The sequence below is a fragment of the 'Prunus avium' virescence phytoplasma genome (assembly GCF_050916135.1).
In the GTDB taxonomy this organism is placed as follows: domain Bacteria; phylum Bacillota_I; class Bacilli_A; order Acholeplasmatales; family Acholeplasmataceae; genus Phytoplasma; species Phytoplasma ziziphi.
Genome location: NZ_CP069156.1, coordinates 632,972 through 646,242 on the forward strand (window position 1 = coordinate 632,972; position 13,271 = coordinate 646,242).

The 13,271-nt window shown below is 23.1% G+C and carries 11 protein-coding genes and 1 pseudogene; 4 read left to right on the forward strand and 8 right to left on the reverse strand.

All coding sequences use genetic code 11. The features are described 5' to 3' along the window. Positions 1–297 precede the first annotated feature (297 nt). The 4 genes from JNO41_RS03015 (at position 298) to JNO41_RS03030 (ending at position 5,945) form a co-directional block, all read left to right on the forward strand. On the forward strand, positions 298–564 hold the full coding sequence (locus JNO41_RS03015) for a co-chaperone GroES (RefSeq protein ID WP_121463773.1): 267 nt from the start codon (positions 298–300) through the stop codon (positions 562–564). Positions 565–630: 66 nt separating this feature from the next. Beyond that, positions 631–2,247: a chaperonin GroEL gene (gene groL, locus JNO41_RS03020; protein WP_121463774.1), complete on the forward strand. Its 1,617-nt coding sequence runs from the start codon at positions 631–633 to the stop codon at positions 2,245–2,247. Positions 2,248–2,452: 205 nt separating this feature from the next. Beyond that, positions 2,453–4,171 (forward strand): ABC transporter ATP-binding protein, encoded by a 1,719-nt coding sequence (locus JNO41_RS03025; RefSeq protein WP_121463775.1) that lies wholly within the window; start codon positions 2,453–2,455, stop codon positions 4,169–4,171. Position 4,172: 1 nt separating this feature from the next. After that, complete coding sequence (locus tag JNO41_RS03030; RefSeq protein ID WP_121463776.1) at positions 4,173–5,945, forward strand: ABC transporter ATP-binding protein; 1,773 nt, start codon at positions 4,173–4,175, stop codon at positions 5,943–5,945. Between the two features lie 277 nt (positions 5,946–6,222). Here JNO41_RS03030 and JNO41_RS03035 read toward each other — a convergent pair. From JNO41_RS03035 to mutM, 8 genes and pseudogenes are all read right to left on the reverse strand, one after another. After that, positions 6,223–7,998, reverse strand: a pseudogene (locus JNO41_RS03035) (ATP-dependent metallopeptidase FtsH/Yme1/Tma family protein). 43 nt (positions 7,999–8,041) lie between these two features. Further along, positions 8,042–9,196, reverse strand: coding sequence for an ABC transporter substrate-binding protein (locus tag JNO41_RS03040; protein ID WP_432729423.1), 1,155 nt, complete (start codon positions 9,194–9,196; stop codon positions 8,042–8,044). Continuing rightward, a complete protein-coding gene (locus tag JNO41_RS03045) occupies positions 9,193–9,915 on the reverse strand; it encodes a hypothetical protein (protein WP_432729425.1) in 723 nt (240 codons plus the stop codon). The genes JNO41_RS03040 and JNO41_RS03045 overlap by 4 nt, the downstream gene beginning before the upstream one ends. 434 nt (positions 9,916–10,349) lie before the next feature. Further along, complete coding sequence (locus JNO41_RS03050; RefSeq protein ID WP_432729427.1) at positions 10,350–10,955, reverse strand: ATP-binding protein; 606 nt, start codon at positions 10,953–10,955, stop codon at positions 10,350–10,352. Beyond that, complete coding sequence (locus tag JNO41_RS03055; RefSeq protein ID WP_432729429.1) at positions 10,952–11,107, reverse strand: hypothetical protein; 156 nt, start codon at positions 11,105–11,107, stop codon at positions 10,952–10,954. The genes JNO41_RS03050 and JNO41_RS03055 overlap by 4 nt, the downstream gene beginning before the upstream one ends. A gap of 15 nt (positions 11,108–11,122) precedes the next feature. Beyond that, on the reverse strand, positions 11,123–12,025 hold the full coding sequence (locus tag JNO41_RS03060; RefSeq protein WP_432729431.1) for a DnaD domain protein: 903 nt from the start codon (positions 12,023–12,025) through the stop codon (positions 11,123–11,125). Beyond that, positions 12,019–12,312 carry a hypothetical protein gene (locus tag JNO41_RS03065; protein WP_432729433.1) on the reverse strand — a complete coding sequence of 98 codons (294 nt, stop codon included), beginning with the start codon at positions 12,310–12,312 and terminating at the stop codon, positions 12,019–12,021. The genes JNO41_RS03060 and JNO41_RS03065 overlap by 7 nt, the downstream gene beginning before the upstream one ends. A 29-nt stretch (positions 12,313–12,341) precedes the next feature. After that, the gene (gene mutM / locus JNO41_RS03070; RefSeq protein WP_121463780.1) at positions 12,342–13,160 is read right to left on the reverse strand and encodes a DNA-formamidopyrimidine glycosylase; all 819 of its coding nucleotides are present in this window, start codon (positions 13,158–13,160) and stop codon (positions 12,342–12,344) included. Positions 13,161–13,271 lie beyond the last annotated feature (111 nt).

The following is a 13,271-nucleotide window of genomic DNA, read 5'->3' on the forward strand; positions in this document are numbered from 1 at the left end:
TAATAAAAAACTCTTTTTTTAAAAAAATAATAAAAAACATTATTTTATTATTATAAAACAACTAAAAATAAATCTAAAAATTTTGTAATTTTAAACTAAATTAATGCATTTAAAAGTATCAATTTAATTCCAAAGCGCACAAAAATAAATTACAACATATAAAAATCAACTTTTTATAAATTTAATGTATAATATATTTGTTAATTATTGTTTATTAATAGAATTATATAGACTAAAAAACTATCAATTGATATATTTTTTTATTTCGCTTTTAATAATGATAGAAAGGAAATATTTATGTTAATTAAACCTTTAAAAGATTATGTCGTTATAAAAAATAAAGAAGAAAAAAAGAACACAAATTCAATTATTTTAAAATTACAAAATCAAAAACAAGAAAATAATTGTACAGGCATTGTGGTAAGTTGTGGTCCTGAAGCATCCAAAGAAATTCAGCCGAATTATGAAGTGGTTTACGAAAATTATGCTGGAACCAAAATTACAATTGAAAAAGAAGAATATTTAATTCTAAAAACTGATAAAATAATAGCTTTATTAGTTTAAATTAAATAAAAACTAATAATTTTAAAAAATGAAATAAAAATTTAATAGGGGGATTTAATTTAATATATGACAGCTAAATCAATTCTTTTTGGCAAAGAGGCTAGAAAAGAAATTTTAAATGGAGTGGACATTTTAGCAAATACTGTCAAACTTACTTTAGGCCCTAAAGGAAACAATGTTGCTTTAGAAAAAAGCCACGGATTACCTGTTATTGTTAATGATGGCGTTACAATCGCTAAAGAAATAAAATTAACAGAACCTTTTCAAAATATGGGCGCACAATTACTACGTGAGGCTGCTACAAAAACTAACGATAATGCAGGAGACGGAACGACAACAGCAATTGTTTTAGCTCAAAGTATGATTCATAAAGGTTTTCAATTTGTTAATTCTGGCGCTAAATCTGTTCTAGTTAAAAAAGGTATTCTTGTGGCTTCAAAAAAAGTAATAGAACAAATTTTAAAAAAATCTAAACCAATTTCTACACAAGAAGAAATAGCTAATATCGCTACACTTTCTTCAGGCAGCAAAGAAATAGGTGAAATTATAGTTTCTGCAATGAACAAAGTTACTCAAAAGGGAATAATTAGTATAGGCGAATCTAAAGGTTTAGAAACTGAATTAGAAGTTGTCGAAGGAATGCAATATGATAAAGGTTATTTATCAAGTATTTTCGTTAATAAATTGTCCAATATGTCAGTCGAATTAGAAAGAGCATTAATTTTAGTAACTGATCATAAAATTAATAACATTAACGAAATTAATCATTTATTAGAAGAAGTTAAAGCGAAATCTCAACCTTTGTTAATTATAGCTAATTCCTTTGATAACGATGTAATTAATATTTTAGCACTAAATAAATTTCATGGTATTTTAAATATAGCTGCTACTGAAGCGCCTGATTTCGGAGATAATCAAAAAGAATTATTAAAAGATATCGCTATTTTAACTAAAGCTAATTTTATTTCTAAAGATTTAGATATGCAATTACAAAATATCAAAATCGAAGATTTAGGACAAATTAAAAAAGCAATTATCAAACAAGATAATACAATATTAATGGGTACAGATAAAAGCTCAGATTTAACCAAAAGAATTGAAGAAATAGAAAATCATATTCAAAATACAAATAATGAACATGAATTAAAAAATTTAAAATCTCGTTTAGCTAAATTATCTGGCGGAGTAGCTGTTATTAAAGTAGGGGCAGCTACAGAAATAGAACTAAAAGAACGAAAATTAAGACTTGAAGACGCTTTAAATGCTGCTCAAGCAGCTGTTACCGAAGGTATTTTAGTTGGCGGTGGAAAAACTTTAGTAGAAATTTATAAAGTTTTAAAAGAAACTTTAAAAGATTCTAATTCTGACATTCAAAAAGGAATAAACGTTGTTTTAGATAGTTTATTAACTCCGACTTATCAAATTTCCGAAAATGCAGGTTTTAATGGAAATTCAGTTGTTATAGAACAATTAAAACAAAAAGAAAATTTTGGATTCAATGCTGAAACAGGAGAATATGTTGATTTATTGAAAGAAGGAATCGTTGATCCTACTAAAGTGACAAAACAAGCTATTTTAAATTCTGCATCTATCGCTTCTATGTTTGTCACTACTGAAGCGGCTGTTACTTCTATTAAAGAAAAAAAAGATTTTTCTCCGATTCCAGATAATAATCTTTTTTAAAAAAATAATCATTTTATAAAATCAAATTAATAAAAAAATAGTTTTCTTATTTATAAAGAAAACTATTTTTTTATTATGACACAAATAATAAAAAATGTTATAATTGCTAATAATATACGATTTATTTTAATTTATTAATTTTTTTGTTTTATTTTAATTTGTTTTGAATATATTAAAAGAAAGTAAGTTTTGAAGTATTAATTATATGAAATTAATTTTGAAATATATTTTTAAATATAAAAAGCTTCTTTTATTAAATATTTTCTCTTTTTTATTAATAATTATCGGAGAATTATTAATTCCCTATGTCATAGGTGAATATATTGTAAATCCTAAACTTAAAACACAATTTATAAATGTTTTTTTATTTTTATGCATAATAGTTTTGATGGTTATTGTAGGCAATTTCGTTATAACTTTTTGTATTTCTAAAATTGCATCTTTGGTTTTTAAAGATTTAAGCACAGATTTATTCAAAAAAACACAAACTTTTTCTTTTATAGATATGCAAAAATTAGGAGTTTCCGCTATTGTAAGCAGAATTACCTATAATGTTTATCAAATAATGAATTTTGTAATTGCTTTTTATAAAACGGTTGTTTCTATGCCTATTATGTTAGTTTCTTGTTTTGTCATAATTTACAAGATTCATCCTTCGTTATCTTATGGTATATTAGCTATAATGTTTTGTTTTATCTTTATTTTAATTTTTATTATTGCGAAAAATTATTCTTTATCAATTGAACAACACAATCTTTTAGAAGAAATGAATTATAAAATTAGATCTGGCATTACAGGAGTGAAAATAATTCGAACTTTAAATCAAGAAGAAAATGAAGAAAAAAAATTCGGAAAAATAAATATATCTTTTAGAGATTCAATTATTAAATTATTTAATTCTATTCTTTCAATCGAACCTTTATTTTATTTCTTATTAAACCTGTCTATTATTATCACTATTAAACTTGCTTCTGATTTAATTCTAGAAGGAGCAATAGATATTGGCAAATTATATATTTGTATAACTTATAATGTTCATATTTTATCTTCTATTTTGAGTTTTTTATTATTATTTATGATGCTTCCGAAAACTTTAGTGGCTTTAGCTAAAATTCAATATTTATTTAATATTAAACCTTCTATTAATAGAAACACAATAAATTCAGAATTTTTAGAAAATATTCAAACATTAGAATTTAAAAATGTTTGTTATCGACACCCTGATAATTCTAAATTAATCTTAGAAAATATTAATTTTAAGTTGAAAAAATCAGAAATAATTGCTTTCGTAGGAAAAACAGGATCAGGAAAAACTACTTTAATGAATTTGATTCCTCGTTTGATCGATCCTACTCAAGGAATTATAGAAATTAATGGGATAGATATTCAAAATTATGATTTTAAAAATTTAAGAGATAAAATTGGTTTTGTTTCTCAAAAAAATATTTTATTTAAAGGAACTATTTTTAGTAATTTATTATTTGGCAAAGAAAATGCGGATATCGAAGAAATGTTGGAAAAATCTAAAATAAGCCAATCATATCAATTTATCCAAAATAAAACTCATAAATTAGAAGAACCTGTAAGCGAATTAGGAGCAAATTTCTCTGGCGGTCAAAAACAAAGACTTTCTATCACAAGAGCTTTATTAAAACAACCAGATATTTATATTTTTGATGATTCCTTTTCTGCTTTAGATTATGAAACTGATTTAGCTATTAGACAATCTTTTTTAGCTCAAAAAAAGAAAGATTCTATAGTAATAATAGTGGCGCAAAGGTTAACGTCTATTTTGAATGCTGATCAAATTATTGTTTTAGATAATGGAAAAATAGTAAGCATCGGAACACATAAAGAATTGATGAACAAATGCCCTGTTTATCAAAAAATCGCTTTTTCTCAAAAAATTGAAGAGGTCTTGTAAAATGCAAAAGATGTATAAATATTTACGTCCTTTTAAAAAAAAAATAATAATTAGTATTATTTTAATTTTTTTAATTGCTGTAATTCAATGTTACATTCCTTTATTTGAAGGAGAAAAAATTTTAAACTTTATTAATAATAAAAACAATCATAAAGATCAAAACGCTTATAAAAAACATATATTGTTTTTTTTAAGCATAAATGTCGTTTTATATTTATTATGCGCAATAAGCAAATTTATTTATAACAAATTTTTGATCAATTCCATCCATAAAGGAATTAAAAATATGCGCCAAGATATTTATAAAAAAATTAATAGATTACCTATTAAATTTTTCGATCAAAATACTGTTGGCGATGTTATGAATAAAATGACTAATAATGTCGATATCATTTCGAATGGATTACAACAAACTTTTGCTTCTATTATTTGTGCGTTTTTTAATATAGCTATTTTATTAGTTTGTATGTTGTTAGTTAATTGGCGTTTAGGTTTTGTTATTTCTTTAATGATTCCTTTTTCACTTATTGTGATCTTTATTATTAACAGAAAATCTCGTCATATTTTTATTCAAAGATTCGATAAAACATCTGAATATAATGGTTTTTTACAAGAAAAATTTAACGGTCATAAAGAAATTATTTTATATAATCAACAAAAAAACATTATTAAAGAATTTAAAGATATTAACCAAGATTTATCTAAAATGATTTTTAAATCCAATTTTTTTTCTAGTTTAGCCATTCCTATTATTAATTCTTTTACATATATTATATTAACTATTGTTATTGTTATGGGGTATTACTTAATGCTTCCTATTGATGATAAAGGTTTTTTATTTACTTTAGGTTTTTGCACAATTCAATTAGGGATGTTCGAAGCTTTTATTCAATATGTTTGGCGTTTAGGAAATCCTATTAATGATTTAAGTCAAATTTTTGTCGTTATTCAATCAACTAAAGCTGCTATCCAAAAAGTTTTTGACTTTTTATATGAAACCGAAGAAAAAGAAGATGAACCTAATTGTATTACTTTAGATAAAGTAGAAGGTTTTGTTTCTTTTTCAAATGTTTCGTTTGGTTATTATAAAGATTCGCCTGTTCTTAAAAATATTAATTTAGATGTTTATAAAAATCAAACAGTAGCTGTTGTTGGTTCTACTGGTTCAGGAAAAACAACTTTAATCAATTTATTAACTAGATTTTATGACATTGATGAAGGTTCTATAACAATTGATGGAGTAGATATTAGACAATTACAAAAAAAATATTTAAGAAAAATTTTAGGATTAGTTTTACAAGATGTTTGGCTTTTTAAAGGTACTATTTTAGAAAATATTCAATATGGTAACGAAAGCAAAACAAAAGAAGAAATTATAGAAGTAGCAAAACAAACTCAAATTCATGATTTTATCATGGCCAAAGAAGAAGGTTATCAAACCATCATTAACGAAGAATCAGATAATTTATCACAAGGCGAAAAACAGTTAATTACGATAACTAGAACTTTATTAAATAACCCTTCTATTTTAATTTTAGATGAAGCTACTTCGGCTATTGATACTCAAATGGAAATGATTTGTCAAAAGTCTATTCAAAAATTATGCGAAAACAAAACATCTTTTATAATTGCGCATCGTTTATCTACAATTATAAATGCTGATATTATCGTAGTATTAAAAAATGGTGTTATCATTGAAAAAGGTAAACATAATGAATTACTTGAATTAAAAGGATTCTATTATAACCTTTATCATAGTCAATTTAAAAAATAATAATAAAAAATATACATTATCTTTTTTAAATAAAATATTAAAATAAAAAAAGACTATCTCTGAAAGATGGTCTTTTTTTATTTTATAAAATATTATTTTTTTATTATTTAAAATTTACTTTTGAAATTGTAACAATTTGAAAAAATAATTTGTACTATTAATAATTACTTTTGACGGTAATTTTAAAAAACATTTATTTTAGATCAATCCCAATATTTATTTTAAAAAATTATTTTTTTTTTTTTTTAAAGAGCGTTTTATTTATTTTAGATTGTTTTTAAACTAATAAATCTATCTCTTCTTTATTAATAGTTTCTTTTTCTAATAATAAATTAACTATTTTATCTAATAAAGATTTATTTTCTTTAATCACTTTTTGACATTCTTGATAACATTGATCTATTATTTTTTTAATTTCTGTATCAATCGCTTTTTTATCAGAAAAATCAGAATCTTGAGAAACACCTAAATCACTCATTCCATATTTAGTCACCATTAAACTAGCTATTTTAGTAGCTTGTTTAAAATCCTCACAAGCTCCATTAGAAACATCGTCAAAAACTAATTCTTCAGCTACTCTACCGCCTAAATAAGAAATAATATTCGCTAACATTTTTTTTTTAGAAGAAAGAAAGTTTCTTTTTCAGGTAACATTAAATATAACCACCAGCGAACCTCTTGGGATAATCGTAATCTTTTGAACTTTTGAGCGTGTTCTAATTTAAACCAAAACGGCGTGTCCAGCTTCATGGTAAGCCACCATTTTTCTTTCTTCTTTGTATATTTAATTGAATTTTGGCTGGACCCATTAAAAACGCGATCAACGCATCAATCGCTTCTTCTAAATCTTCCATAGTAATCATTTCTTTTTGATTTCTTACTGTTAAAATAGAAGCTTCATTTAAAACTGCTTCTAATTGAGCGCCACTCATACCTGGAGTTTGTTTCGCTAATTGATTAAAATTAATATCAGGAGAAATATTTTTATTACGAACATGAACTTTTAAAATAGCTTCTCTAGCTTTAACATCAGGCAAACCAACTAAAACTTTACGATCGAATCTTCCTGGTCTTAATAAAGCTGAATCTAACATATCCGCTCTATTAGTAGCTCCAACAACAATAATTCCTTTTGATTTAGTAAAACCATCCATTTCAGTTAAAAGTTGGTTAATAATACTACCATCATCATTTTTGATATCGCCTCTTTGTCTTCCGATAGTATCTATTTCATCAATAAACACCACACAAGGAGCGTTGTTAATAGCTTCTTTAAATAAACTTTTAACTCTAGAAGCTCCAACGCCAAAATATTGATCTTTAAATTCAGAACCAGCTACAGCGTAAAAAGGAACATTAGCTTCTCCAGCTAAAGCTTTCGCTAATAAGGTTTTACCTGTTCCTGGCGGCCCTTCTAATAAAACACCTTTAGGTATTTTAGCTCCTACAGAAGTATACTTTTGAGGTCTTTTTAAAAAATCAATTAATTCCTTCATTTCTTCTTTTTCTTCTTCGTTGCCGGCAACATCTTCGAAAGTAAAGTAAGATTTTTGTTTGGAAGATATAGAGGGTTAGAATTTAATTTACCTTTTTCGCGATTGATAGCAAGAATAATGTAAATAGAAAATATCAAACTAGAGAACAACTGAATTTGATTAAAACAAAATGCTAAAATATCTAAAAACCAACTGAAAGGTCTAATATCTAACCATTGATAAAATACTTTATGTCTAGGTATTAATTCAAAACTAATCTCATCTTTAGTATTTTTAATAATATCTGAACAAAATGTTTCTCCCTGTTTAGTTTTCAATTCTATTTTATAAATTTGTCTTATTTGATAAAATGGTTTATCTTGAAGAAACATTGTTTTATATTTGCTATATTTTATGCTTTCGCTAATATAGCTACGTGATATTTTAGAAATCATTTCCGTTTCAGAAATTTGTTTTCCTTCTGGTTGAAATTTTCCGAATGGAGCAAAATTTAAAATTATTAACAAAATAATAATAATAAATAATTTTAATATATTTTTTATTGAATTCGAAAACATTATTTGCCTCTCTTTGTTTTTAAAAAAAATTATTTTATTTAAATTAATTTAAAGAATCATACGATTGATTTTTAAATCCAAAAATTGAATAATATTTATTAAATTCAGTTTCTACATTTTTTAAAAAATTGACTTGTTTCGGTTGATATAATGGTATCATAAATAAATTTTGATAAACTTTTTTTTCTAATTCCGGTATTTGTTTGTTTTGTTCTGAACTTAATTTATATGTTCTTCTTGTGCTACTATTGTCTTGTATTCGTTTTTTCTCTTCTTCAGATATAAAACATTCTGGGTTACGTCCTGCTACTTTAATATTAATATCTGAACTTGAAAAATCATTTAGTTTATATTCTATCTTAATTTTATGATTACCATCATTAGATATTTTTTCTATTTGTTCTTTTAATTGTCCGATAATTTTTTCATTTGTAATTACGCCATCTCTAGTTGCTAAAAATAATATAATATCACCCTGTGAATTTGTTTCTGTGATATATTTGTGAAAAAACATTTTTGCTAATTCTTGGTCATAACCTAAATTATTTTTTAAATTAATAATTTTTTGTTCTATATTTTCTGTATTTATGTGTAAATCTAATAAATCTTTTCGGAAACATTCCAAAATATTGTTTTGATGTTTTTCGGTTTTGTTATAAGGGAAAATAGAAGTGTTTTTATCACAATATGTATCGTTCATATAATCCAATGTAGGATGTAAAAAAACATTAGTAATGGATTTTTTATCAATCCCATAAAATAAAGCTTTTTTTAAATTTATATTTTTTACTCTTTCACCTTCTAAATTAATAGTTAAAGAATATTCTTCAGGTGCGCAAAATAAATCTTTTTGAAATTTATTAAAAAAATTATCATCTAATTCAGCTCCATGTTCTACTACGTATAAACTAAGTTCGCCTTTTTCAAATAGTTCTTTTTCTCTAATTGCGTTTCCACTATTGTGTTCTATCAGTATTTTAATTGTTTCATAATCTGAATGCGAATTAAATGGTTCAAAATGTTCTGGATTTCTTTCGAAAATCCATTTTGAATCGTTATAACCAGTTTTAACTTTAAATGGGCCATAAGAAACTAAAGGATGATCCAAACTTGTACCATATTTTATTTCTTCTCTATTTCCTTCATTAACACAAGATCTTTCGAAACTGTTTTTTTCTAATAAAACAATGTAATTCAAAATTTAATAACTTCATATAAACTTTTATTATTTTGTAAAATCAATTCAAATTTATAATTTTCATTGGGGAAAATTTTTAATTCCTCGAAACCTATAATTTCTTTAAAATCTCCAAATTTGGAATTATAAGTATCAAAAGTATATTTTATTGTATTGGAGTTTATTGGTATTTGGTTTTCAAATTTTGCATTTTCTCGTAATTTAAAAATAAATTTTTTATCTTTTTTGTGAAAAGATTTGTTCCATCCTCCATGGGTACCTATACATTCTGTAAAATCATTAGGTTTTTCGATTTGTTCGACTAAACCAAATTTTAATTTTCTTGGAAGTTCATATGGTTTTTGATGAATAATTTCCTTTTTTTGTTCTTCATTATAATTATTTAATTCGTTTTCATCTACAATTTCTTTAAAAAAAGGACTTCTTAAGCAATTTGATGATAAAAATTCTTGTGTATCAGTATAACATGAATAAGAGCCCATGTCTAAATTAGGGAATAACTGACCTATTTCATTTGGAACAGAATAAATAAAATTAGATGAATTTCTTTCGTTAATTACTTCTTCATTTTTTGTTTTATTTTTATTAGTATCTTTTTGTGTATAATCAAATATTTTTTTTGCAAATAATATCATGATAAACGAAATAATTAATATAAACGAAATAATTAATATTTTTTTATGTTTTTGATAATAATCTCTTAAATCCATTTTTTTCATAAATTAAAATCCTTACTTTTTTTATAGTTTTACATATTATAAATTGTAAATTTTATATATTATATGTAAATTAAACATATTATAAATTAAAAAAAAAACAAGTCATAATATTTCAATAATGTTTTTAATTGAAATTAACTTATTTTTAATTATTTATTAATCATTAAATTGCCTTTTGTAATTTCATTTTGATAATTATTTGACCAAATTTATTTTTTATCTTTGTAAATTTATTGTATATTTTTGATTTTTAGTTATTAAATATTGTTTTATTATAAATTTAAATATAATAATATTTAAATTTATAATAAAACAATATAGAGAAAAAACCCAATCATTAAATGACTGGGTTTTATTATATTAAAAGGATTTTTTCTTTTAATAAGAATCAAAATTATAAAAATCAGTTAATTTTTTAATAATTCTGATTATTTTTAGGGTTTTGATTTCATTATGAAAATCTTTATTATAGTTGAAATAATTTTGTAATTCTTTTTCATCAAAATTACTGCTAAAAAAAATTGGCAAGTTATGTTCATAACGATAATATAAAAGAGGTAAAAAATATCATCTCTAAAAAAAATATTCATGTTTTCGGAACCAAAATCATCTAAAATTAAACAAGGAATGTTTTTTAAATAATTAAATTTATTTTCTAAAATATCACTATTATTCCAAGTATTTTTAAATTGTCTTGTTAGATCAGGCATAAAAATAAATAATACAGGAATATTTTTTTTAATTAAATTTTTAGCTAAACTTTTAAGAAGAAAAGTTTTTCCTGTACCAAATTTTCCGTGAAAATAACATCCTTTTTTTATATTAGAAAAATTTTTAATTATATTTTTTATTTGCATCAAAGCTTTTTCTTTAGTCGAAGAATTTTGTGTTTCAAAATTTTTTAATTCAATGTTATCTAAATTTAAATTTTGATGAAATAAAATATTTTTTTGGTATAGATTATTTTCTAAATTAATTTGTTTAGATTTGGAAGTTTCTTTGTAAATAATGGAAATATAAGGTTTTGTTTTTAAAATCATTTGATAACCAAAACAATTTTTTGATCTTTGTTTTTTAAATAGTTATAAACTGCAATAATATCTTCATCATTTATTTTTAGATTTTTAGTTTCGTCATGTTGTTGAACGAATTCTTTAATTTTTTGAAAATCTAATTTTTCGAAAGGACACATGATATTTAAACACCTTTAATCATCCAAACCTAATTCTTTTTCTACTTCATCTAACCATTTAGGACGATTGTGTTTATAGGTTTGTGTATTTTGAAATTTATTATCTTCCATTAAAAAATCATAGGCTGTTTCTGTCGAAATAATTCCTTTTTTAGACCATGAATTTAAAATAGTTTTAAAATAATTAAAAGTAGGAATAAAGTTTTTATTTGTATTTTTTTTTATTTTTAAAACATACATAAGTAAAGCGTTAATAACGCCAATATCTGTATTTGTTTGTTCTATTAATTTGAAAGCTATATCAATTAAATCAGAATAAATATGAGCACTTGTAGCAAAATTTTTTATGATTCTATTTGGCTCTGTGTTTTTTAAGTAAAGAATCATTTCATTTTCTTCATTTATATTAGGGACATTAGTTAATGTTATTTTTTTGAAATATTTTCTAGTTAAAATTATTTTTAAATTATTTAAATCTATATTTTCATTATTTTTATTGATAAAAGTTTCTTTATATAAAGATGCCATTTCTTCAGGTTTTAGTCCATAAACAAAACTTAATTTTGTAATATATTCAATACTTTTCCATTCTAATAAAAAAGGTTTTTTGAAACGTTGTGGTAATTTTTCGATAAAAATTTCATAATTAAAATATTTTTGTAATGAAGAGGAGGATTTGTTATTTTTAAAATGTTGAAAATTATTTATTGTTTTGGGTAGATGTATTTTTTGAAAACGATAAATGTCTGAAAAATTTTTACTTATATTTTCGTAATTTTCTAATATTTTTTGTTCTTCGTTGTTATCAAAAAAATTATGTAATTGTGAATAAAGTTCTTCTCCTATTTCGCTTAATAAATATTGATTTAAAATCGGATCTTGAAAAAAATTAATATAGTTTAAAGGAGATTTTAACAAATAAAGTTTTCTTTTGTTTTATTTTCGAAAGTTTGTAATAAATTAATTACTTCAAGTTTTTCTTTATATTTGATAAAAGTATCTTCATCAATATTTAATAAATCAAATAAAAATTGGTGATTATAATTAAATTGTGATTTATGATTTTGGTTTAAAAAATAAAAAGTATTGTAAAGACTTAAAGCTCCTAAACCTATCAAAGGTTGATAAAGTAAATGTAAAATTTTTTGTTCTTCATTATTCAAAATATAATTATTTTTGATATTAAATTTTTGTAATGTAAACAAAAAATCACCTCTTTTGATTTATATAGTTGTTAATTATGTTTTTGACATTGAGAACAAAAATAAGAACTTCTTCCTCCTATTTTTATTTTGTGAATTTTATTTTTGCATAGAGAACAATTTTCTTTGTCTTTTTTATAAACTAAGAGTTGGTGTTGATAAGAACCTTTCACTCCCAAAGCCTCAAAACTACTAATAGAAGTGCCGCCATAAGAAATTGCATTTTTTAATATTTTTTTTGCTTTTGAGATAATGATTTCTATTTGTTGTAAAGTTAAAGAATCTGTTTTTGTTTCAGGATGAATTTTAGCCAAAAATAAAATTTCACTAGCATAAATATTACCAATTCCTGATATTACTCTTTGATCTAATAAAATTTTTTTAATTACTGTTTTCTTTTTGTTAATTTTGTTAAAAAGAGTTAAAGCTTTTATTGAAAACGGATCTTGGGCTAATTGATTTAATCCGCTTTCTTCTAAATATGTTTCTTTTTTGTATAAATGAAAACGTCCAAATTTTCTAAAATCATAATATCGGAAAATTTTATGATTATTTAAAAATATTCGAAAATTTTCATATTTGTGGATTGTCTTACATTCTTCTAAAGCGTGAATATATATTTTGCCTTCCATCCGAAAATGTCCTACTAAAACCCAATCAGAGCTTAAAAAAAATAATAAAAATTTACCTTTTCTTTCGATATCTACAAAAGTTTTTTGTTCGAGATTGTTCAAATTATGAATACTTTGTAATGAAGGTTGGTGAAAAACTTCTATTTTGTCTATTCGAGAACCAATTATTTTTTTTCTTAAATTACGAATTGTAATTTCTACTTCTGGTAATTCTGGCATTTTTTTCACTTATCTTCATTAATTTGTTATAATATTAAATTTTTTTAATAAAAAAAGAAAACCATCTATAAATGAGATAGTTTACAATATGAATTAAAAATTAAAGCAGAA

Bases quoted from the DNA above. Each gene is read 5' to 3' on its own strand.
- JNO41_RS03015 (WP_121463773.1), top strand. From the start codon at position 298: ATGTTAATTAAACCTTTAAAAGATTATGTCGTTATAAAAAATAAAGAA.
- groL (WP_121463774.1), top strand. From the start codon at position 631: ATGACAGCTAAATCAATTCTTTTTGGCAAAGAGGCTAGAAAAGAAATT.
- JNO41_RS03025 (WP_121463775.1), top strand. From the start codon at position 2,453: ATGAAATTAATTTTGAAATATATTTTTAAATATAAAAAGCTTCTTTTA.
- JNO41_RS03030 (WP_121463776.1), top strand. From the start codon at position 4,173: ATGCAAAAGATGTATAAATATTTACGTCCTTTTAAAAAAAAAATAATA.
- JNO41_RS03045 (WP_432729425.1), bottom strand. From the start codon at position 9,915: ATGAAAAAAATGGATTTAAGAGATTATTATCAAAAACATAAAAAAATA.
- JNO41_RS03050 (WP_432729427.1), bottom strand. From the start codon at position 10,955: ATGATTTTAAAAACAAAACCTTATATTTCCATTATTTACAAAGAAACT.
- JNO41_RS03055 (WP_432729429.1), bottom strand. From the start codon at position 11,107: ATGTGTCCTTTCGAAAAATTAGATTTTCAAAAAATTAAAGAATTCGTT.
- mutM (WP_121463780.1), bottom strand. From the start codon at position 13,160: ATGCCAGAATTACCAGAAGTAGAAATTACAATTCGTAATTTAAGAAAA.